Source organism: Paenibacillus sp. AK121, assembly GCF_019042715.1.
Lineage (GTDB): Bacteria > Bacillota > Bacilli > Paenibacillales > Paenibacillaceae > Paenibacillus > Paenibacillus polymyxa_C.
Window position 1 is genome coordinate 1 of the sequence record NZ_JAHPJM010000016.1, and the last position, 22,734, is coordinate 22,734.

Annotated in this window: 20 protein-coding genes, 1 rRNA gene and 1 riboswitch; of the genes, 17 read left to right on the forward strand and 4 right to left on the reverse strand. The window is 47.4% G+C overall.

Going from position 1 to position 22,734, the window contains the following annotated elements; genetic code table 11:
- Positions 1-76, forward strand: a 5S ribosomal RNA gene (rrf, locus tag KSP24_RS25740); the annotation flags it as partial.
- Positions 77-250: 174 nt separating this feature from the next.
- Here rrf and KSP24_RS22040 read toward each other — a convergent pair.
- Positions 251-409: a hypothetical protein gene (locus KSP24_RS22040; protein ID WP_216976735.1), complete on the reverse strand. Its 159-nt coding sequence runs from the start codon at positions 407-409 to the stop codon at positions 251-253.
- 293 nt (positions 410-702) lie between these two features.
- Between KSP24_RS22040 and KSP24_RS22045 the strand changes: the two genes are divergently transcribed.
- From KSP24_RS22045 to KSP24_RS22065, 5 genes are all read left to right on the forward strand, one after another.
- Entirely contained in the window at positions 703-2,034 is a 1,332-nt protein-coding gene (locus KSP24_RS22045) for an extracellular solute-binding protein (protein ID WP_058711592.1), read from the forward strand.
- A gap of 133 nt (positions 2,035-2,167) precedes the next feature.
- Entirely contained in the window at positions 2,168-3,058 is an 891-nt protein-coding gene (locus KSP24_RS22050) for a carbohydrate ABC transporter permease (protein WP_013369028.1), read from the forward strand.
- 5 nt (positions 3,059-3,063) lie between these two features.
- The gene (locus tag KSP24_RS22055) at positions 3,064-3,897 is read left to right on the forward strand and encodes a carbohydrate ABC transporter permease (protein WP_483311492.1); all 834 of its coding nucleotides are present in this window, start codon (positions 3,064-3,066) and stop codon (positions 3,895-3,897) included.
- A 30-nt stretch (positions 3,898-3,927) separates the two neighbouring features.
- Positions 3,928-5,724, forward strand: a complete 1,797-nt coding sequence (locus KSP24_RS22060) for a sensor histidine kinase (protein ID WP_216976739.1) — start codon at positions 3,928-3,930, stop codon at positions 5,722-5,724.
- A complete protein-coding gene (locus KSP24_RS22065) occupies positions 5,705-6,889 on the forward strand; it encodes a response regulator (RefSeq protein WP_013369031.1) in 1,185 nt (394 codons plus the stop codon). Before KSP24_RS22060 ends, KSP24_RS22065 begins: the two co-directional genes overlap by 20 nt.
- 72 nt (positions 6,890-6,961) lie before the next feature.
- Here KSP24_RS22065 and KSP24_RS22070 read toward each other — a convergent pair whose 3' ends face one another.
- Positions 6,962-7,867: a LysR family transcriptional regulator gene (locus KSP24_RS22070; protein WP_016818877.1), complete on the reverse strand. Its 906-nt coding sequence runs from the start codon at positions 7,865-7,867 to the stop codon at positions 6,962-6,964.
- A gap of 161 nt (positions 7,868-8,028) precedes the next feature.
- On the opposite strand from KSP24_RS22070, the gene KSP24_RS22075 reads away from it, so the two are divergent.
- The 6 genes from KSP24_RS22075 (at position 8,029) to KSP24_RS22100 (ending at position 14,665) form a co-directional block, all read left to right on the forward strand.
- Positions 8,029-8,619 (forward strand): flavin prenyltransferase UbiX, encoded by a 591-nt coding sequence (locus KSP24_RS22075; protein ID WP_013369033.1) that lies wholly within the window; start codon positions 8,029-8,031, stop codon positions 8,617-8,619.
- A gap of 28 nt (positions 8,620-8,647) precedes the next feature.
- Entirely contained in the window at positions 8,648-10,066 is a 1,419-nt protein-coding gene (locus KSP24_RS22080; protein ID WP_090737258.1) for a non-oxidative hydroxyarylic acid decarboxylases subunit C, read from the forward strand.
- A 41-nt stretch (positions 10,067-10,107) separates the two neighbouring features.
- On the forward strand, positions 10,108-10,332 hold the full coding sequence (locus tag KSP24_RS22085; RefSeq protein WP_016818874.1) for a non-oxidative hydroxyarylic acid decarboxylases subunit D: 225 nt from the start codon (positions 10,108-10,110) through the stop codon (positions 10,330-10,332).
- A 71-nt stretch (positions 10,333-10,403) separates the two neighbouring features.
- Positions 10,404-10,865, forward strand: a complete 462-nt coding sequence (locus KSP24_RS22090) for a pyridoxamine 5'-phosphate oxidase family protein (protein WP_216976741.1) — start codon at positions 10,404-10,406, stop codon at positions 10,863-10,865.
- Positions 10,866-11,028: 163 nt separating this feature from the next.
- A complete protein-coding gene (locus KSP24_RS22095) occupies positions 11,029-12,189 on the forward strand; it encodes a serine hydrolase domain-containing protein (RefSeq protein ID WP_216976743.1) in 1,161 nt (386 codons plus the stop codon).
- A gap of 139 nt (positions 12,190-12,328) precedes the next feature.
- Positions 12,329-14,665, forward strand: coding sequence for an Ig-like domain-containing protein (locus KSP24_RS22100; protein WP_216976745.1), 2,337 nt, complete (start codon positions 12,329-12,331; stop codon positions 14,663-14,665).
- 159 nt (positions 14,666-14,824) lie between these two features.
- Here KSP24_RS22100 and sdaAA read toward each other — a convergent pair whose 3' ends face one another.
- The gene (gene sdaAA, locus KSP24_RS22105; RefSeq protein WP_090737254.1) at positions 14,825-15,724 is read right to left on the reverse strand and encodes an L-serine ammonia-lyase, iron-sulfur-dependent, subunit alpha; all 900 of its coding nucleotides are present in this window, start codon (positions 15,722-15,724) and stop codon (positions 14,825-14,827) included.
- Complete coding sequence (gene sdaAB / locus KSP24_RS22110; protein WP_137077677.1) at positions 15,714-16,403, reverse strand: L-serine ammonia-lyase, iron-sulfur-dependent subunit beta; 690 nt, start codon at positions 16,401-16,403, stop codon at positions 15,714-15,716. Before sdaAB ends, sdaAA begins: the two co-directional genes overlap by 11 nt.
- A 211-nt stretch (positions 16,404-16,614) precedes the next feature.
- Positions 16,615-16,729, reverse strand: a riboswitch (glycine riboswitch).
- A 214-nt stretch (positions 16,730-16,943) separates the two neighbouring features.
- On the opposite strand from sdaAB, the gene KSP24_RS22115 reads away from it, so the two are divergent.
- From KSP24_RS22115 to KSP24_RS22135, 5 genes are all read left to right on the forward strand, one after another.
- Positions 16,944-18,548: a DUF6359 domain-containing protein gene (locus KSP24_RS22115; RefSeq protein WP_013369042.1), complete on the forward strand. Its 1,605-nt coding sequence runs from the start codon at positions 16,944-16,946 to the stop codon at positions 18,546-18,548.
- Positions 18,549-18,876: 328 nt separating this feature from the next.
- Entirely contained in the window at positions 18,877-19,908 is a 1,032-nt protein-coding gene (locus tag KSP24_RS22120) for an ABC transporter ATP-binding protein (protein WP_013369043.1), read from the forward strand.
- Positions 19,886-20,812, forward strand: coding sequence for an ABC transporter ATP-binding protein (locus KSP24_RS22125; protein WP_025679577.1), 927 nt, complete (start codon positions 19,886-19,888; stop codon positions 20,810-20,812). The genes KSP24_RS22120 and KSP24_RS22125 overlap by 23 nt, the downstream gene beginning before the upstream one ends.
- A 13-nt stretch (positions 20,813-20,825) precedes the next feature.
- Positions 20,826-21,794 carry an oligopeptide ABC transporter permease gene (opp4B, locus tag KSP24_RS22130; RefSeq protein WP_013369045.1) on the forward strand — a complete coding sequence of 323 codons (969 nt, stop codon included), beginning with the start codon at positions 20,826-20,828 and terminating at the stop codon, positions 21,792-21,794.
- 37 nt (positions 21,795-21,831) lie between these two features.
- Positions 21,832-22,731, forward strand: a complete 900-nt coding sequence (locus tag KSP24_RS22135; protein WP_483311493.1) for an ABC transporter permease — start codon at positions 21,832-21,834, stop codon at positions 22,729-22,731.
- Positions 22,732-22,734: the final 3 nt, after the last annotated feature.

Genomic DNA, 22,734 nt, shown 5'->3' on the forward strand with positions numbered 1-22,734 from the left:
GAACACGACCGTTAAGCCCTCCAGCGCCGATGGTACTTGGACCGCAGGGTCCTGGGAGAGTAGGACGTTGCCAAGCACAAAAAAGAGCACAGCCTTAATGGCTGTGTTCTTTTTGTATATCCGATTCATTTATCATTCATATGAAAGGCTCATGGCATGCCTTTGGTTAAAAGCACTACAATATCCTGGTTGTTCCTTGTATAGTGCTGCCTGACGTGCTGCTTCAACTGACATCCAGCACTGTGCGATGTTAATCTATTTCAACCTGTTCTGCCTGGAGGGCACTTAAGGCTTGAAGTTTACGGGTAATTTCCTTTTGCCACTTTGTATCTCCGACTTGTACGGCAAGATTGAGAAGATCCAAATAATCATCGATATGCAGGGAGGTTTTACTAAAAGATTCTTTCACTGCGGTCCTGCCTCCTTTAAAGTCTATGTGTATTATCTTTTAATAATGATAATCATTATCAAACTACGATCTTATTCATATTATGCCTGTCTTCTAGATAAATTGCAAGTTATGATATGAATGAATTTTGAAGCACGCAAATGAGGGCTTAAAAAAACAAACCCTTCTCCTTAAGTTCACGCATTGTTCACGTCTTTTCTATGGAACATAATGAAAAGAACAAGCGGGCATTGAGTGTCCACCGACTAGGAGGATAAATTGCGCAATGCTTCAACCAGAGGAGGAATAGGAACATGAGCAGAATAAAGATGAAAGCGTTTGCTGTTGTGGCGGCGGGCGCCTTGGCATTGACGCTGGCAGCTTGTAATAACGGGCAGAGTGCAGGTCCGGGAAATTCAGGGGAAAAGGGTGGAGGCAATGTAACGAAGGATGTGACGATTACTTTTCAAAACATCAATCCTGATCCGAGCACCCCTTCGTACAAAATGATTAAGCAGATTGTAAGTCAATACGAGCAGGATCATCCTCATGTCAAAATTGAATTGGATTCGTTAAATACAGATCAGCAAAAGCTCAAGCTAAAAACACAAGCAGCAGCGAAGGAAGTGCCGGATATTACGATTGTAAATCCGGCTGCACAGATGAAGCCATTCGTAGATGCCGGGCTATTGGCACCATTAAATGATGTAGCTGATAAAGAGGGGTTAAAAGATACGTTTCAGGATGGCCTTCTTAATTACTATAGCTTCGATGATAAGTTGTATGCTTTTCCGGATGGTAACAATATAGAAGTGGTCTTTTACAACAAAGAGCTGTTCGAGCAGGCGGGAATTCAAAAGTTGCCGACTACCTTTGATGAGCTGATTACGACGGTCAAGACACTAAAAGCGAAGGGAATTACTCCAATTGCTATTGGGGAAAAGGATTCATGGACCGGTTCCCTCCTTTTTATGAATATTCTGTTGCGTACGAATGAAGGACCAAACTTCCTTAATGATGTGCTGGATGGCAAAAAGACGTTTAACGACCCGGCTTTTGTGGAAGCTGTGGATGCGTTCCAGGAATTGGTGCAGGCTGGGGCTTTCCCGGATGGAGCCACATCTATTGACTATAATGCAGGTGGTAATATTTTTAAAACAGGAAAAGCTGCGATGTATATCATGGGCACTTGGGAGACAGGTTCTATTGATGCTTCCCCGGTAGCGGGTAAGGTCGGAGCGTTTCAGTTCCCTACGGTGAATGGCAAAGGGAATGTAAATGAGTATGTCATCGCGCCAGGTAGCGCGTTTGCGGTATCTGCGAATAGTGAACATTTACAGGAGACGAAGGACTTTCTGCACTATTTTATTACAGAGATGCCCAAGATTCAGTTTGATCTGAAAAATGCAATTGGCAGTGGTCAGAAAATGAAAGGCGATCTGAAGGAAGCTGGTTATTCCGAACTAGCCATTAGTCTCAATGAGCTGTTCAAAAATGTAAAAGGAGGAGACCTCGCTTTTGATAATACGATGAATCCGGCTATTGCGCAGGCGCATCTAAGTAGCATTCAAAACCTGTTTGTGCAACAAGAAGACTCTGCGCAAGTTGCGAAGGAACACCAGAACACTTTTGAAGCCAATAAATAAGTGAGGATTTTGCAAAAATCCTGAAGTAGCGGACTCTAGGGGAGGGAGCGAAAGTACCCTTCCCTGATTCGGAATCACATATGGTTATGCATCCCCAGAAGATACTCCGAATCAACACAAAGGAGATTAGAGCATGAATGTACTGAAGGTGCCGGCACGCACGATTGCCGTTTTCGTGCTGCCCTGCCTGTTGCTGTATACCTGTATGGTATTTGTTCCGATTCTGGTATCTGTGTATTGCGGGTTGCTAGATTGGAACGGAATTGCAGAGGCGAAGTTTGTGGGGCTAGCTAATTTCAAACGAATTTTTACAGCCGATCCAGTGTTCTGGCCGTCCGTGAAGCGGACGATGATGTTCGCTGTATTTTCCATGCTGGAAATTCCACTCTGTCTGCTGCTGGCGATTTTACTCAATCGTTATGTGCGTAAGGCAAATACATTGGTAACGATGTATTTTCTGCCGGTCATTCTATCGGTGGTCATTATCGGGCAGTTGTGGAAAACGATCTATAATCCGGCCTCGATGGGTGGGATGCTGAACGGTATTTTGATGGCGGTCGGGCTGGAAAGCTGGACACGCTCTTGGCTGACGGAACCACAGATAGCGATGTATGCTCTATATTTTGTATCGTTGTGGCAATATTTTGGCTACCATTTGCTTATCCAGTTTACCGGTGTACAAAATATACCCAATGAGCTGTATGAAGCAGCTAAAATTGATGGGGCAGAAGGATTCAAAGCAGACCGTTACATTACGTTGCCACTCATTGTGCCTATTTTCAAAATATCTATTGTATTAGCCTTTATCGGGTCCTTGCAATCGTTTGATTTGATCTGGGTGATGACGGGTGGAGGACCGGCCCATGCGACGGATACAGTATCCACGTATATGTACAATATGTCCTTTTTATCTATGAAATACGGGTATGGCAGTGCATTGGCTTCGTTTCTCGTAGTAATCTGCTTGTCATTTACAATTGTGATAAATTTTGTTTTCAAACGGATCGAAAATAAGGTAAGCTAAAGGAGATGGGACTGTTGAACGCCTTGAAAAAAACGGGAGTCTTCTCCCTGTTGGCTGTCTTAGTGGTCACGCAGCTGTATCCACTCTTTTGGTTGTTGACCTATTCGTTGAAGACGAATGAAGAGATATTAAGTTCAAGCTTCTTTGCACTCCCTCAAGTGCCCCAGTGGCACAACTATCAGGAAGCCTATGAATCGGGGAGCTACTTGCGTTATTTAGGAAACAGTGTGCTGGTGACTGGGGTTACGATGATGTTCGTCATTGTATTTAGCTCGATGACTGCTTATGCAATTACACGTTTCCGCTGGCGTTTCGGGGCTGTTGTACTGACGTTGTTTTTGGTCGGGATGATGATCCCCATGCAAGCTACACTGCTACCGTTGATGGTGATGTTTAAAAACGTCCATATTCTGAATACGTATTTCTCGCTGATTTTACCCTACATTGCTTTTCAGACACCGATTGCGGTCTTCATCCTATCCGGCTTTATGCGGTCCATTCCCCACGAAATTGAAGAATCCGCCTACATTGACGGAGCGAGCATTTATCGTATCTTCCGCAGTGTAATCTTACCCATCTCGATTCCGCCTATCATGACAGTGTGTATTTTAACTTTCATTAATATCTGGAATGAATACATTATGGCTGCCACCTTTATCTCGTCCGAAAAGCTAAAAACTCTTCCTTTCGGCGTTTATACGTTTGTCAGCCAGTATTCTGTGAACTACGGCAATATTGGTGCTTTTCTAGTTATGGGAGCCTTACCGGTCATTATTATTTATTTTGCCCTGTCCGAAAAAATCACCAAGGGCATGGTTGCAGGAGCGGTTAAAGGATAGGCGGCCGATGCGAAAGGAGCGCACGGAGGCATGATGCGCCGTTTTCAATCCATTCAATACCGCTTGTTTGTTCTGTTCCTATTGAGCATGTCCAGCATTGTGCTGGCGGTCAGTCTATTATTTTACAGCCGTACTACAGTGCAGTTCCATGATAAGATCAGCGAACTTGCACGTAAAAATGTATCTCAGACAGCAGGACTGTTCGAATTGCTGCTCGACAGCTATAACAGTCTTTCCAAGTCGATCAGCAACAATATGGATTTGGTTCGTCTGTTGACGACAGATCATAGTGATTTACCTGCTGTCAATTACATCAATGAACGTACGATTACGAATATCCTTGGAGCCATCTACTATTCGCGGGAGGATCTAATCGGCATTCATGTCATCACAGACACAGGCAAGGTATACAATTATGGAAATTATATGAATGTCATTGATACTCATTACGAGCATACGGAATGGTACAGGGAAATTCGAAGATCGGCGGGCAAAATTGCATGGCTGGGTGTTTATCCTCACTCTGTCATCGACCAAGTGGAAACCAGACCTGTGTTTGCATTCGGACGGCAGCTCTATGATCTGGATGAACACAAGCCGATTGGTATTGTTCTGTTTGAGGCTGAACCACGTTCAGTATTGTCCGCTCTCCACAATTTGCGGCTGAGCACTAATAGTCAGGTATATCTGTTGGGCCATGAAAATCGAATGGTATCGGCTACTTCTTCTGATCCGCCACCAGATTTGCGAAATCTACAGGAACAGGTCCCGGAGAAGGATGTAATTGTAGATCGGAATAATGAGAAAGTTGTAATCGCTTCCAAACTTCCGTTTGCCGATTGGTCGGTGATTAGTGTGACACCCAGTGAGGATCTGAACGTAGAACTGGCGCAAAATCAAAGATACTTATTTATCGTGGCACCTATACTCATTATGGTGTCAGCGCTAATTGCGTCCATCGTCTCTAGGAGCATCTCCCATCCGCTCAAACGAGTTATTCGGGAAATGAAACGGGTAGAGACAGGCAATTTTCGTCACACGGTAAACATCGAGTCCTATGAAGAAATCAACCAGTTGGCTACTTCTTTCAACCATATGGTAAGACAGATTGCAGAACTGATTGAGTTAGTGCGTATATCATCGGTCAGCGAAAAAAATGCGGAGCTGCACGCTCTACAGACGCAGGTTAATCCACATTTTCTGTACAATACGCTGGATATGATCTATTGGATGCTGGATGAAAAGGGACAGGATCAGCTCGGTGAGGTGGTTCTCTCCTTATCCCATATGTTCCGTTACAGCAGTCACTGGGAAGAGGGAGCCGATGTAAGTCTTCGAGAAGAAGTAGAGCAAGTCGGCCACTACCTCACCATTATCCAAGCTCGGCTGGAGGGCAGGGTATCTGTTGACGTCAACATTGAGGAACAATGGCTGGATATCCGTTTGCCAAAAATGACCTTACAGCCGTTGATTGAAAATGCGGTGAAACACGGGCTGGAGCCTCTTCATGCAAATACAGGTGGCAAACTGCTCGTCAGAGCGGAGGAGTATGGCGGTGTATTGAGTCTGCATATCATAGACAATGGTGTAGGGATGGAATATGAACGATGGGAGGTGGTCCAGGTCGCTTTGGCAGAACCCGGCAAACAGGCGGGCAGCGGGCAGGCGGGAGGCATCGGCCTGCAAAACCTAAATTTACGGCTACGGCACATGTTCGGAGAAGAGTACGGCCTACGGATCTCCAGCACACCAGGGGCCGGAACGACAGTCACTGTAAGTGTGCCTCTGCCACAGAAGGAGGAGAAACATGAATATTCTGATAGCTGACGATGAAAATATGATTCGACAGGGGATTCGGCGCACTATTGGCCAAGCTCTACCAACCTGCGGCATTCATCTCGCTGCTTCCACCGAGGAAGCAGCAGGCATTCTGGCGGAGCATCCTGTGGATATTGTATTGACTGATATCCTGATGCCCGGTATGGATGGTCTGGAGTTCATGCGTATTTCCAAGCGAAAGCATCCTCATCTGCAGTGGGTTGTCATTTCGGCCCATTCCGACTTCCAATATGCGCAAAGAGCAGTAAAGCTGGGTGCCAAAGACTACCTGTTAAAGCCAATCGGCAAAAAGAAGCTACTGGAATGCATTGAAATGTTAGCAGCCGAAGCGCTCGTGGCCTCGCAACAGGCAAACGAGGGCAGGCTTCTTAAATCCAATATGGTTTATTTACGTGAAGCTGTTTTCCAACGTTATGCACTCGGATTGGATACGGGGAAGCTAGATATACAGCCTTTCGTCGAAAATTATCCAGAATTCCATCTTTTTATGGTTCGCATGGAACCTGATCACAAGCAGACACATTTGGAGCATTTTATGATTGAAAATGTACTGTCCGAGCTCATTGAGGCTGGAGGCAGTGGTTTTGTCGTCAGTCTAGACCGCCATAGTCTGCTGGGGATTGCAAGGCTAAGGGATGAAGCAGAGGCTGCACGGTTAGAGATGTTGCTTGAATCCCATTTAAAGCGTTATGTCAGAGTGCCTCTGCAAATTACACGTTCAGGTGTTCATCACAATTTCTCATCCATACCTGAAGAGGTAGCGCGACTAAGACGAACGCCAGAGGAGATTGCAGCCGCAGCAGCGGATACAGGAGAATGTCTCCGCAAGGGCATGCATACAGTTGATGTAGCATTGCAGTATATTCGGGCTCACTTTACAGAGGAGCTGTCACTGGAAAAAGTGGCCTCAATCGTATTTTTAAATCCAGTATATTTCAGCCAGCTATTCAAGCAAAAGACGGGACAAGGTTATAAGGATTACGTCATTTCCTTGCGTATGGAAGAGGCGAAGCGGCTGCTAAATGATCCTCATCTGCGGCTGGCTGATATTTCCGAGCGGATTGGCTATCAAGATATGAGACATTTTACACAGGTATTTCGGCGCAAATGTGGAATGACTCCGACCGAGTATCGGCATCAAGGAGTCAAATAAGTTGGTATCAACGACCGAATGAAGGAAGTTCATACAGCATCAGACTGTTTCAGGAGTAGAGCGGTAGAGCATCTACTCGGGAACAGTCTTTTTCGTGTCTCCAGCTTGTAGCAGTTCAACAAATTTGCGAGCTGCATTGGATAAATAACGATCCTTGCGCCATACGACGGCAGGCTGTGTGAAGGGGAATGGCTCCTTAATGGAGAGTGTGCGAAATCTGTCCCCGTATTCTTGTCCCAAGCCAGCGTCTGGAATAATGGTAATTCCCATGCCTGTGGAAACGAGCGAGAGAATGGTCGATATTTCTGGACAGTCCAATACGACGCGCGGAATAAGATGGTGTTCCTGAAATTTGCGGATGACGGTTTCGTATAGTCCGTGTCCTTCTGTTCGGCGTCCCAACAAGAGGTCATAGCTGGCAGCTTCCTGTAATGTAATTTCCCCACTGGGATGGCGATCTGCCCATTCACACGGAAGAACCGCAACAAAAGAAACGCCCTCCAGTTCAATCGTATGGTACGATTTGTCGTCTACCGGAAGCAGCAGCAGGGCCAGATCGACTTTATTTTGATGCAGCAGCTCTTCCAGATGATGTGTGTCTCCGTGTCCTATTTTAACGTATACCTCTGGATAAACCTGATGAAAGTGACTGAGTTGTTCAGTAATCAGAGACATACAGGCGGATGACGTGCCTATGGCAAGTGTGCCGGTTACTCTGTTTTCAAACTCCCCAATTTCTCTACAGGTGTCCTCCATTTCAGCCAATAATCGTTTGGCGCGTGTATACAGTGTATATCCGGCCTCGGTAACTTCCCACTTCTTTCCTTCACGGTAAATCAGCTTTACACCAAGCTCGTCCTCCATATTTTTGAGTTGTTGACTCAATGGAGGCTGGGCCATGTTGAGCGTTCTGGCGGCCTTGGTGATTTGCCCTTCCTCCACGATGACGCAAAAGTAATGCAGATGCTTCAAGTCCATTGGGGATTCCTCCTCATTTCTAAGCAACGCTTCGATTTGAATACTTTTAAAGTATGCATTACATATATTATATATATTTTTCGTGTGCAGGGAACGGGCGTATAATTTTTGACAGTAATGCATGGGTGAACATAAAACGATGGGATGGAAGGAGGGGACATATGAAGAAAATCATTGTAGGAATATCGGGAGCGACAGGGTCAATCTTTGGTATCCGTATATTGCAACAATTACGGGAGGCTGGAGTCCAAAGCCATCTGGTGCTATCCCCGTGGGCTATTGCCAACATTCCCTATGAGACAGGCTACACGGTGAAGGAAGTGGAGGCAATGGCGGATGCAGTCTACTCGTATAAGGATCAGGCCGCACGTATTTCTAGCGGCTCCTTCCGGGTAGATGGTATGGTCGTCGCTCCTTGCAGTATGAAGACTCTTGCCTCTATTCGTATCGGTATGGCGGACAACCTGCTTACCCGATCAGCGGATGTGATACTGAAGGAGCGAAAGAAGCTGCTGCTCATGACCAGAGAAACACCATTAAGCAGTATCCATCTGGAAAATATGCTGGAGCTGTCACGTATGGGCGTGATGATCCTGCCGCCGATGCCTGCCTTTTATAATCATCCTGCAAGTATCGAGGAATTAGTGGATCATATTGTTTTTCGCGCATTGGATCAGTTCGGTATTGTCACAACCGCAGCCAAACGCTGGGATGGGATGAAGCAGAATGACTCCAGGCTGCACCAGAATTGAGAAATCGAAAGACGAAGGAGAATGAATGATGGCTTATAAAGACTTTCGCGATTTTCTACACACCTTGGAAAAGGAGGGACAATTACTCACGATCAGCGATGAGGTAAAGCCGGAGCCGGACCTCGCAGCAGCTAACAGAGCATTAAACAATCTTGGAGATAAGACGCCTGCTCTCTTTTTCAACAACATCTATGGATATACGGATGCTCGTATTGCAATGAATGTGATGGGCTCCTGGCCCAATCATGCCCTCATGATGGGAATGCCCAAAAATACGCCGCTCAAGGAGCAGTTTTTTGAATTTGCCAGACGCTATGAACAATTTCCGGTGCCCGTGAAGCGGGAAGACGCCGCTCCTTTTCATGAAGTCGAGATTACGGAGAATATTAATTTGTTTGATATTTTGCCGTTGTTTCGTTTGAATCAGGGGGACGGAGGGTTTTATTTGGATAAAGCAATTCTAATTTCACGCGATCTGGATGACCCGGACACCTACGGTAAGCAAAATGTCGGCTTATACCGGATGCAGGTGAAAGGCAAGAACCGTTTGGGCATCCAGCCTGTACCACAGCATGATATTGCGATCCATATCCGTCAGGCTGAGGAGCGTGGCGAAAATCTGAAGGTGGCTATTGCCCTCGGATGTGAGCCTGTGATTACAACGGCTGCTTCTACGCCGCTGCTGTACGATCAATCCGAATATGAGATGGCGGGCGCCATTCAGGGTGAGCCTTATCGTGTGGTCAAAGCGAAGGATGCAGACCTGGATCTGCCTTGGGGAGCCGAGGTCATTTTGGAAGGCGAAGTGTTAGCAGGTGAACGTGAGTATGAAGGTCCATTCGGTGAATTCACAGGTCACTATTCCGGCGGTCGCGCGATGCCAGTCATTCAGATTAATCGTGTATATCACCGCAAACAGCCTATTTTTGAGCATCTGTACATCGGGATGCCTTGGACGGAAACGGATTATATGATCGGTGTGAATACAAGTGTACCGTTGTTTCAGCAGCTTAAGGATGCTTTTCCTAATGAAATCGTAGCTGTTAATGCCATGTATACGCATGGGCTGGTCGCTATTATTTCCACGAAAACCCGGTATGGCGGCTTTGCGAAGGCTGTGGGAATGCGTGCGTTAACGACTCCGCATGGATTGGGGTATTGCAAGCTGGTGATTGTGGTGGATGAGAAGGTCGATCCGTTCAATCTGCCGCAAGTCATGTGGGCTTTATCCACCAAGCTTCATCCAAAGCATGATGCTGTCATTGTTCCTGGCTTGTCTATTTTACCGCTTGACCCCGGCTCTGATCCGGCAGGTATGACGCACAAAATGATACTGGATGCGACGACACCTGTAGCACCGGATATTAGAGGCCATTACTCGCAGCCGCTCGATTCCCCGCTGGGTGTAGCGGAATGGGAGAAAAAGTTGAGCCAAATGCTTCGCTAAATATTTTTAAAAACAAAGAAAGATTAAAGGAGTGCTGACAGATGCATATTTGTCCCCGTTGTGAGTCCAATCGTTCAGAAGTCGTTTCCCATTCGCCGGTTAAAGGTGCCTGGGAGGTTTTGTTGTGCCCTGTATGCCTGTTCACATGGCGAACCTCAGAACCGGATAGCATTACTGATCCAGCAAAGTATAAATCGGCGTTCAAGGTAAACCCCCAAGATATTCCGGATGCTGCTCATGTTCCTCCTATTCCAGAGCGGATATAGGGTCGTTCGTAAGTAGCCGTAAATTATGGTATTTTGAAGTTATAGGCCAAATGTAAAGGGGATTATACTTCATGCAGACGCCAAGGATCGGTAAGGAGCTGTTCACGCTGCTGAACGGCAAGGAGTTGGAGCACAAGCAACAAGAAGCAATGATGCTGTTGACGGTTACAGAAGATCAGTGGCCGCACATAGCGATGATTAGTGTGGGCGAGGTTGTAGCGCTGGACGAGGGGAATTTGCGTCTGGCCCTATGGCCGGGTACGACCACGACAGGCAACATGATCCGTACTGGGAAGGCAACGCTTGCGGTGTTCACCGGGAGAAAGGCGCATTATGTGCGGTTGTCGCTGAAACATCTGCCTGCTTTACCCGGAGCCAAGCATGTACGTGAGCGATTTGCGGCCCATGTTTTTGCAGCCAGAGAAGATTCGGCTCAATATGCGGATATCTTGACAGGTGTCACAATTCGCCTCAAGGAGCCGGAATCGGTGATCAATCGCTGGAAAGAGACGGTGGCAGAGTTGTTGGTATAAAGCTATCTGATTATGACAAATCATCTTTGTAATTACCAAGTTTACCGTTAAAATAGATGCAAGGGAATAAGCGCTTACAAGGAGTCAGGTTGAGCTTGTTCGAACAGGAATTAGAGCGTGAGGGGAAGCTTGTTTCTTTTGCAGGAAAATAGGAGGGATGAAAATGTCTCGTTTTGACAAGGTAGATCAGCTATTGCAACGATTCTTAGCAAATGGGCCGGCAGGGTGTGGTTGTGCCATTGCACAAAATGGTCAAGTGTTGTATGAAGGGTATCATGGATATGCTGATGTGGAAACTCGGAAACCGATTACTGAAGATACCGTGTATCGCTTGTTTTCTATGACAAAGGTCGTTGTATGTGCGGCTGCACTTATGCTATACGAACGCGGAAAATTTTTATTGAATGAGCCTTTGTATGAATATTTACCTGAGTATCGTAATTCGTATGTATTCAAAACTGCTCCTAACGGACACACCTACATTGATAAGACGGATAACCCTATTTTGATTAAGCATATATTCAATATGAGTGCAGGAATTCCGTATGCTTCTGAGTTTTCAGAAACAGGAAGAGCTATGCATAAGGTCATTACAGCATTAAAGGAGAAGCAGGGGAAATATGACCTGCGCACAGAAATTAAAGCGCTTTCTAAAGTTCCGCTTGCATTTGAACCAGGAACACGATGGTTATACGGATATGGCCATGATCTTGTTGCTGGTCTTATTGAAGTCATTTCAGGTAAATCATTAGGGCGATTTTTGAAGGATGAAATCTTTGATCCGCTTGGAATGAACAATACAGGTTACCGTTATCGTGGAAATATTGAATCGCGGATGGCTTCCATGTATCAACGGACAGCCGCCGGAAAACTTGAAAAAATTGAGGGTTTCCTGGATGAATATCATCAGCCAGATGCTATATATGAAGGTGGAGGCGCAGGTTTATATTCGACAGTCAAAGATTACCTCACATTTTCACAAATGATGTCAAATGGCGGCACGGTAAACGGTGTGAACTTATTGGGGAGAAAAACCATTGATTTAATGCGTACAAATCATCTGAATACAGCTCAACTATCGGATTTCACCAATTCATACCATACAGGTTATGGCTATGGACTGGGTGTACGCACGTTAATGGATAAAGCGGCTGGGCATGCAAACAGCTCGATTGGAGAATTTGGCTGGACGGGAATGGCAGGCACCTGGGTTTCTATAGATCCGAGCGAACAGTTCTCCGTCGTTTATATGCATCAGCTTGATCCCAATATGGAAGAGTACCACCATTTAAGAATTCGTGCAGCAGCTTACAGCTGTCTGTAAAAGTACCGATTCTAGTTAATAAGGACCAAATTTTCTCTAAAGTCTAAACTATTCTTTTCCATATGACGACATAAAACGTAGGTGTAGGGATTTTGCGAAATCCTTAATTTTTAGCTTTGAAATGGGAGGGAATTAGATTTTGAAGAATAGATGGTCCGGTTTTCTGGCGTTGGTCATCCTGATTTCAAGTTTTACATCATATGCAGGGTTTGCATCTGCAGCAGAAGCAGTGCTTTCCAAGATTGTCCTTTCGTCTAACGAGGTAACTTTGCAACAGGGGGATACAGCTGCATTGACGGCTACGGCTGTTTTTAGCGATGGGACAACCTCGAATGTAACCGTAAGCACAGATTGGAAAAGTGATAATACATCTATTGCTACGGTGTACAATGGTACAGTTTCAGCCAAAGCTGAAGGGGAAGCCACTGTGATTGCGACCTATAAGGAGAAGGTACAATCCGTTCAGGTACATGTAACGAAAAAGGTTAAGGCGCTGACATCCAATGTACAAAGCCTGAACTTGCGTTCAAGCGGTACAGGACAGATCAATCTGACAGCGACTTACAGTGATAATACAACAGCTCAGGTTTCAGGTGATGCGACCTGGACTTCGGATAATCAGAAGGTAGCGACTGTAGTCAACGGATTAGTTACTGCTCAGGGAGCAGGTTCAGCTAATATTAAGGCTGTATATGGACAACAGACCGTAACGATTGCTGTACAGGTAGAGCAGGTCAAACGGCTGGATGCCAGTACATCAGAGGTTTCTCTTTTGTTAAAAGATACGGAGAAGGTTAAATTGACAGCCACGTTCCCGGATGGATCGACTCAGGATGTTACAGAGTCTGCCGAGTGGAGCTCCAGCAATACAGCCGTGGCAGATGTTCTGAAAGGCACTATTACCGGCTATAGCACAGGGAAGGCGACAATCACAGGTAAATATGGCACGATGTCCGCTACGATTGCGGTGGATGTGGATCAGACGAATAAGCTGAAAGCCAGCGAAACCAATATTTTTCTCCGTTTGGATGAATCAAAAAAAATACAGGTATCTGCTGTGTACCCGGATGGTACGGTAACAGATATCACAGATAAAGCTGCTTGGACATCAAGCGATGAAAAAATTGCAACAGTGAATAAAGGAACGATTATGGCCATTGGAGCGGGGTCGGCTACAGTGACCGCTAAGTACGGAGATAAGACGGTTTCGATCAAGACAGATATTGAAACCTCTAGATTTCTGGATTTAAGCGAGGACAAGCTGAGCTTGAATGCTAAGGAATCCAAAAAGCTCAAGCTGACCGCAACCTATGTAACAGGGACGGAAGAAGATATCACAAGTAAAGCAGAGTGGAAGTCCAGTAATGAAGATATCGCTTTTGTCAGCGGGGGAGAAGTCACAGGTTATAAAACAGGTGAGGCAACGATCACAGCTTCTTATGGCGGCAAAACAGCTACAGCTACCGTATCCGTAAACGTACCTGGTGATCTATCTTTGTCCTCTAAAACGGCAACGATAGATATTAATGAGGACTATACTGCGACTCTGACGGCTACTTATGCGGACGGGCGTAAGGAAGATGTTACAAAGGAAGCAGAATGGACTTCAAGTGCGGAAGATATTGCTTCTGTGTCCAAGGGAACGATTACGGGTAAAGCGGCCGGTAAAGCGGTTATTACAGCAACCTATAACGGCAAAAAACTGACGATAAACGTACAAGTGGGCCTTGTAGACCGTTTGGAAACAGACTCGCGCGTAATTGCACTCGGTGCTCAGGAAACGAAGCAGCTGAAAGTAACAGGCGTTAAGAGTGGCGGTACAAAAACAGACGTAACCAAGGACGCCACTTGGACTACTAGCAATGTAAAAGTAGTTGAAGTTAGCGAAGGTTTGATCAAAGCTAATGCTAGCGGTAAGGCAACGATCACTGCTTCATATGGCAAGCAAACCATTACATTTACGGTAGAAGTAGACGTAGCGCAAAAGATTGAAGCGGATGCCATTGCGTTATCACTGAAATCCGGGGATCAAAAAACGATTGCGATTGTGGTTAAATCCAGTGATGGTAAAGAAAAGGATGTTACAACTCAAGCTGAATGGAAAACGTCCAATTATAAGGTAGCCACCGTCAAAAAGGGTCAGGTTACCGCGGTCAGCTACGGTAAAGCTAACATTCAGGCGAAGTTCGGTGGTAAGGTGATCAGCGTGCCTGTTGATGTTGATACGCTTAAATATCTGCAAACGGACGAAGTCGCCTTGACTTTGAAGGCAGGGCAGCTGGCTAAGGTTACGGCTACAGCCACGTATAAGGATGAGTCGGAGAAGGATGTTTCCAAGCCGGCTGTCTGGTCCTCATCCAGAATTATCGTTGCGACCGTCAAAGACGGTAACATTAAAGCACAGGGTAAGGGCAAAGCTGTAATTACAGTAAAATATGCTGGTAAAATGACGAAGGTACAGGTAACCGTTCAGTAATCTGTAACCGACTGAAAAGAAAAAGAGCAAGCATACGTCTAGGGACGGCATGCTTGCTCTTTTCTTTATAAGGGCGAATTCTCTTTCCCTAGGATAATGTGTAGGAGAGATAGTCGCCTTGTTTTATAGAGGAAAAGCAATTGGTTTAAAGCTTAGAAACTATGGCTTATCCTTTTTGACCGATGTGTTGCGAGTAAGGGATTCGGTCAAACGCTTGCCGGTCGGTGTCTGGGCCAAGCCGCCTTTGGCGGTCTCGCGGTGCTTTGACGGCATTGCGCTGCCGACTTCAAGCATCACGTCAATGACTTCGTCAGACGGAATGGCGCTGCGCACACCCGCCAAAGCCATATCCGCTGCGGCAAGTGCGGTCACGGCTCCCAGCCCGTTGCGCACGATACACGGAATCTCGACGAGTCCGGCGACGGGGTCGCATATCAGACCGAGCGTGTTCTTGAGCGCTAGGCCTACGGCGTGAACGGCCTGCTCAGGTGTGCCACCGCGTAGCTCGACCATAGCGCCAGCGGCCATCCCGATGGCTGAACCAATCTCAGCCTGACAGCCTCCCTCCGCGCCGGAAATGAAGGAATTGTTGGCGATGACGTAGCCAATGGCTCCGGCTGCGAACAAGCCGTGCACCATATGCTCATCATCCCAGCCGAACCGCTCCTGCGCACTAATGAACACACCGGGGATGACTCCGCATGAACCTGCAGTGGGCGTGGCGACAATGCGCCCCATGGACGCATTAACCTCCGACACGGAGAGCGCATAAGCCATGGCGAGCGCGGAGGCATCGCCGGAGCAGGTTTCCCCTGTCCGCAGATATTCGGCTAAGCGCTTGCCGTCGCCGCCCGTTAATCCACTGCGGGATACGGTGTCTTGCGTCTGACCGCGATGAACAGCCTCTTTCATGACTTCATAATAATCAGACATTTGGCGGAAAATTTCTTCTTCCGTTGAATTCGTCTCTTGTACCTGCTCTTGAATCATCAGGCGGCCAATCGTGGTGGATTCCTCAGCGCATATAGCGCTGATTTCATGCAGATGGCTAAATCGCATCAGATTCAGCTCCTTTTTTCAAATTAATCATTTTAATTTCGTACATATGTGGTAAGGATTGTAGTTTTGCGATTAATTCAGCCGTAGGAAGACTGTCCGTTTCGATGGCTGTAAGTGCTTCTCCATCCCGGCCTTTGCGATCCACGTGCATATAGGCAATGTTAATGTCAGCGGCGCCGAGCGCTGAAGTCACCGCACCTAATGTACCGGGCTTATCCGAGTGAAGAAGCACCAACGTAGACAGCTCCCCGGTCAGGTTAACTCGGAATTCATTGAGCTGCTGGACATGGATGCTGCCACCGCCGATGGAGGAACCCAGCAGTGTACGCTGATCCTCACCCTTCCACAGCTCAAAACGGACGGTGTTCGGATGGGGGGCGGGTAGTCCGCTGACGGCAAATTCCACGATCATCCCGGCCTGCTCCGCCCATTGCTCGGCATCTGGAATTCGGTGGTCGTCTGTATCGTAATTGAGCAGTCCTGCGATGAGCGCCAGGTCTGTACCGTGTCCTTTGTATGTGTCGGCGAAGGAGCCGTACAGTGTCATGCGGGCACGGTCAGGCTGCGTCCCGAGCCAGTGACGGGCAACGCGTGCAAGCCGCACCGCGCCTGCAGTGTGTGAACTGGAAGGTCCGGTCATGGCCGGACCGATAATGGAAAATACATCTTTGAAACGCATGGTGTGGCCCCCTGTATGTTCTATTACCATAGTATATGGTATTTCCGCGTTTTTGCGCGGCTATGACGGTTCCTAATGCTGACGTACAATGTGAGCGCAAAAAAGGACAGGATAAGGAAGTTTCCCTTATCTCTGTCCTCGTTACCTGAGAGTTTCGTACGGTGTCCTTACCGCCTTACCCCTTGGGTGGCTTGCGCTCTCTCCAGAGTTGCGTCAGATGACGATACATGGACCTGAGAGATTATCCGCCAGCCGGGTGTTGGCGTCTTGCTCCTTCGGTGCCGCCAGCGTGTAAGCCCCTGGACAGACTCTCCCGTCATCTTCATTCGCGTATACCGTTCTACATATCTTTCTTAGCGTAATGTATGCCGTGCTCGGTGTCAATCGCAGGGTTCATTTTTTACATAAACAAGCGAGTTTCCGATAAAAGAGATTAAAATTTACATAATTATGGATGAAATCAGGAAGGAATTAGAAGATAGACAGCTAATCTGATAGAGGACAAGTACATTTATGGAATTATAGGAGGGATATTGACGTATGGTAAAAGGCTTGCGGTTCACAGGTTCACGCTTGAAAGGGGTGCTGCATCTGGCAGCGATCGTATCGCTGCTGATCGGGATCTTCGTTCCATTCGGTCAGGTCAAAGCGGAGGGAGCACTGACAGTAGCCGAGGCACTTCAGCGCCAAGGCAGTGGAGGCACAGTGACGGTGGAAGGTTACATCGTCGGACATGCTACCGGATCGAAAACGGCTAATTTTTCTTCTCCGTTTGCGAATGATTTTAACGTACTGATTGCCGACCAGGCCAATGAACGTAGCACGTCTAATCTATTGGATGTACAGCTGACATCAGCGTACAGAGGGCAATTTGGGCTAACAGGCCATCCTGAGCTGATTGGCAACAAAATCCGTGTGACGGGTACACTCGGCGCCTACAATAATTTTGGTGGAGTGAAAAGCCCAAGCGCTGTTGAACTGGTGAACGGAAGCGAGCCGGGTGAACCAGGTGAACCTGGCGAGCCTAATCCTGGTAACCCGGGTCAACCCGGTACTACACTGCCGGATGGCAAAGGTAAAAAGGTGCTGTTCGATAATACGCACGCACAGACGGCTGGGGCAGCAGATTGGGTCATTGAAGGCGCCTTCTCCGACTTTGCCAATGGACTGCGTAATGTAGGTTTTACAGTGGACCAACTGAACCGTCCCATTCCTTTTACTTATGGAGAACAGGCCATAACCTATGATAAGCTGCGCCAATATGATGTGTTCATCATCGGTGAAGCGAATGTTGCCTTTAAGGCATCCGAGCAGGCTGCCCTGCTGCAATATGTGAATAACGGGGGAAGTGTTTTCTTCATCTCCGACCACTATAATGCGGACCGTAACAAAAACCGTTGGGATTCCTCTGAGGTTATGAATGGCTACCGTCGTGGAGCCTATACTAATCCGGCCAAAGGCATGACTACAGAAGAAGCAGCATCACCGGCGATGCAGGGGTTAACTAGCTCCGATTGGCTGGCAACCAACTTTGGTGTTCGTTTCCGTTACAATGCGCTCGGTGACGTGAATGCTACGGACATTGTAGCCGCAGATCAATCCTTTGGCATTACCAAGGGTGTACGCTCGATTGCCATGCATGCGGGATCTACGCTGGCTATTATTGATCCTACCAAAGCCAAAGGAATTGCCTATATCCCTACAGGTACGAATAAATGGGGCAATGCTGTAGACCAGGGTGTCTATAACGGCGGAGGCCGTGCGGAAGGGCCTTATGCTGCGATCTCCAAGGTAGGTCAAGGCAAGGCAGCATTTATCGGTGATTCATCACCTGTAGAAGATGCTACACCGAAATATGCGCGTGAAGAAAACGGACAGTCGAAAAAGACATATGATGGTTTCAAGGAAGTGGACGATGCCACCTTCCTGGTGCAAACGGTCCAATGGCTTGCGTGGAAGCAGGACTACACCAAATTATCCGATGTGGCAGGTTTAACGCTGGATCAACCGACGAAGCTTCTGCCGTTTGAGGAGCCTGCGGCTTCCACAGAACCGCAACCCGAGCCTTGGTCTGCTCCAGCAGCAGGCTACAAATGGTACGATCCAAAAACGTTCAAGTCGGGCTCCTATGGAGCGGCTTCGTAATAAACGTAAAGAATTCAGTGTGAGTGGTTGGGTGCTAGTTTGCCGTTTGATCCTCTGTAGGGGATCAAACGGCTTTTTTGTGATGAAAATTAACCTGTGGTTGGTTATTTGATTACATTTTGTGCCAGGAAAGTCGCGCTACTGCTGGATCATTGATTTTTTAAATGATGTTGATAGCATAATCTTAATTGATATATCCATATACTGGTGATAGGATGTATTCAAATTATTCCGACAAAAACGGTATGTAATGTTCATGAGAGGTTTTAAACATCAAACATGGTGAGAATAAGCGGGACAAGACCATGGAGAATGGAGGAAGCGCGCATTGAATATCAAACCCGTGTTGGAGATTAAGGGATTATCCGTATCTTTTCGCATCAAGGATCAATATCACCCCGCAGTCGACCATCTGGATCTGACGGTCAATCCCAATGAAGTGCTGGCTGTAGTCGGAGAATCCGGTTGTGGCAAAAGCGCGCTGGCGCTTTCGATCCCACAACTGCATGACATGGAGCGAACACGTGTCGAAGGAAAGGTCCTTTTTAAAGGCACGGATCTGATCCGTCTCTCCTCAGGGCAAATGAATAAAATCCGCGGAGCGGGCATTGGCATGATCTTTCAGGACCCGCTGACAGCACTTAACCCGTTAATGTGCATTGGTAAGCAGATCGAGGAAAATCTCGATTATCATACGTCCCTATCTACGAAGCAAAAAAGGGAACGTGTACTGGAGCTACTGGAAAGCGTGGATATACCCAACCCCGTACGTGTGTATGAACAGTATCCGCATGAACTTTCAGGAGGGATGCGCCAGCGTGTGATGATCGCGATTGCCATAGCTTGCCGACCCTCTCTTATTATTGCAGATGAGCCGACGACTGCGCTCGATGTAACCATTCAATCGCAAATTCTTGACTTGCTCAAACAGCTTCAACAGGAGACCGGAAGCGGAATTATTCTGATTACGCACGATCTTGGCGTTGTGGCCGAAGTAGCCGACCGTGTGGTGGTCATGTATGCCGGAGAAATCGTGGAAAGCGCAGATGTTTTTGAATTATTTCGGCATCCGCAGCATCCGTATACGCGTTCCTTGCTAGCCTCCATGCCGGGATCGCATACCAAGGGAGAACCGCTGCATGTCATCGGTGGTATTGTTCCCTCCTTGCAAGATATTCCTCGCAATAGCTGTCGCTTTGCTTCGCGTATTCCCTGGATTCAGCAGAGAATGCATGAAGACCATCCCCGATTAAGTGAAATTTCTCCCGGCCATTGGGTCCGCTGTACATGTTACCAGCATTTTCATTTTGAAGACGAGACAAAGGGAGAGGCTGCTCATGGCACTACTAGAGATAAATGATTTGAAGGTTCATTATCCGGTGCGCGGCGGTTTTTTCCAGCGTGTCGTTGATCAGGTAAAAGCAGTGGATGGCGTGTCGATCAGCATAGAGGCAGGCCAAACATACGGGCTAGTAGGAGAATCCGGCTGTGGAAAGACGACGACAGGAAGAACGATTATCGGCCTGAATAAGCTGACGAGCGGACAGATTCTTTTTAATGGCAAGGATCTTACGGCCCTGAGTCGTAATAACCGCCATCCGCTGCGTAGAGACATTCAGATGATTTTTCAGGACCCCTATTCTTCGCTTAACCCGCGCAAGCGCGTATTGGATGTCATTGCTGAACCACTGCGAAACTTTGAAAGGCTGAGTAATGAGGAAGAACGGCGGAAAGTACAGATGCTGCTGGAAAAGGTTGGCTTGAACGCTGATGCGGCCTACAAATATCCGCATGAATTTTCCGGGGGACAGCGGCAAAGGATCGGGATTGCGCGTGCGCTGACATTAAACCCAAAACTGATTATTGCAGATGAGCCCGTATCAGCGCTTGACGTTTCTGTGCAGGCACAGGTGCTTAATTTTATGAAGGATGTGCAGCGGGAGTTCAAATTGACGTATTTGTTCATTAGTCATGACCTGGGGATTATCCGCCATATGTGCGACCAAATCGGCATCATGTACCGAGGTCGCTTAGTGGAACAGGGGAGCGAGCAAGATATTTATGAGCGTCCACAGCATTTGTATACCCAGCGGCTTATTGCCACCATTCCCAGTATCGATCCTGCGAAACGGCTGGAAAATGCTCAAAAAAGGCAAAAGCTTTTATCCTCTTACAAGTCAGAGCTGCCCAAACATCTAGACGCGAGTGGAAAGCCGTTTGCACTAAAGTCAGTAAGTTCATCCCATCAAGTCGCGCTACCATAAGGGGGGACAGGATATGTGGAAATTTACAATGCGCCGGCTGCTGGTTATGATCCCTCAACTTTTTGCACTGAGTGTGCTTATATTTTTCCTAGCTAAGGCTATGCCAGGGGATGCCCTGACAGGGCTCATCACTTCAACTCCCAATCTAAATCCGGCTGCACTGGAAGAACAGCGGCAAAGACTGGGATTGAATGACCCGGTGTGGGTGCAGTATGGGAACTGGCTCGTCCAGCTTGCTCATGGGGATCTGGGCAAATCTTATGTACATAAAATTAGCGTTACCGATTTGATTGGCAGTCGTTTGGGGAACACGTTCTTTCTGGGTGTTGTGATTCTGGTTCTAACGTATCTGATCGCCATTCCGCTGGGAGTACTCAGCGGTCGTTATCAGCATAGTCTGCTGGATAAAACCGTGGTCGGGTATACCTATCTCAGCTTTGCGACACCTCTATTTATACTCGCATTGCTGTTGTTGTACGTGTTTGGGTTCAGGCTTGGCTGGTTTCCAACCAGCGGCAGTGTGGATGTAGGTGTAGAGCCGGGGACATGGTCATATTACGTGAATAAGTCATATCACCTCATTCTACCGGCGGTTACAGGCGCATTACTCAGTACAACGGCTACGATTCAGTATTTGCGCAATGAGGTCATTGACACACGTCTGAAGGATTTTGTGAAAACGGCGCGTTCCAAGGGGGTACCCGAAGGAAAGATCTATTCCCGTCATATTTTCAAAAACTCTTTATTACCTATTGCTGCTTTCTTGGGCTACGACCTGACGGGTGTGATTGCGGGCAACGTTTTCCTAGAATCTATTTTTGGTTATCCGGGGTTGGGCCAGCTATTTCTTCAGTCCATCACCCAACGGGACTTTTCAGTTGTGAACGCACTGGTCATGATCTCCGGCTTCTTGGCACTATTAGGGACCCTTTTATCTGATGTCATCCTAAGCAAGGTCGATCCCCGCATTCGAATTGAATAGAGAACAAGTCTAGAGAAAAGGAGGGATTATGGTGTCTATGCAGGTGGAGGAAGTCTTCTCGCCGGAAATCATTCGTAAATCACCGTCTAGCTGGTCTGTACTGCGTCGTGAACTCGTACGTGACAAAATGGCCTTGATTTCCATTGGATTTGTGGCTCTGTTCTTGATTTTTATATATGCCTCTGTCCTGTTTGTCAATCAGGATGTAGTCACGACGGTCGATCTGGGCGCGATCCGCGAAGCTCCCGGTTCAGTGCATTGGCTGGGTACGGACCGAGCGGGCAGGGATATATTCGGCCAGCTGGTCATTGGGGCCCGCAATTCCTTTACCATTGGCTTTACGATTACTTTGTTATCCGCCGCCATCGGCTTGACGCTGGGCTTACTGGCTGGGTTTTATGGAGGACTGGTTGATAACATCATCATGCGAATTATTGATTTTATCCTGGTGCTTCCATTCTTGATGCTGGTTATCGTATTTGTCAGCATTGTGCCCAAAAGCGGCATAGGTTCCTTTATTTTTATTATGACTGCCTTTTTATGGATTGGAAAAGCGCGCCTGATCCGGGCCAAGGTGCTGTCTGAGCGGGAACTGGACTACGTGCAGGCTTCCAAAACCCTTGGCACACCCAATTGGAAGATCATCTGGTTGGGTGTGCTGCCCAATCTCAGCTCTGTTGTGATTGTTAATCTGACGCTCAGTCTTGCGGGAAATATCGGGATCGAGACCGGGCTTTCCTATCTCGGCTTTGGCTTGCCGGAATCTACTCCGAGCTTGGGGACACTGGTGAGTTATGCGAATGATCCGGATGTATTGCAGAACAACTGGTGGATGTGGTTGCCTGCCTCACTGCTTATATTGGTGGTAATGCTGGCAATCAACTTTATCGGTCAGGCACTCAAACGTGCCACGGATGCCAAACAACGATTGGGTTAAACC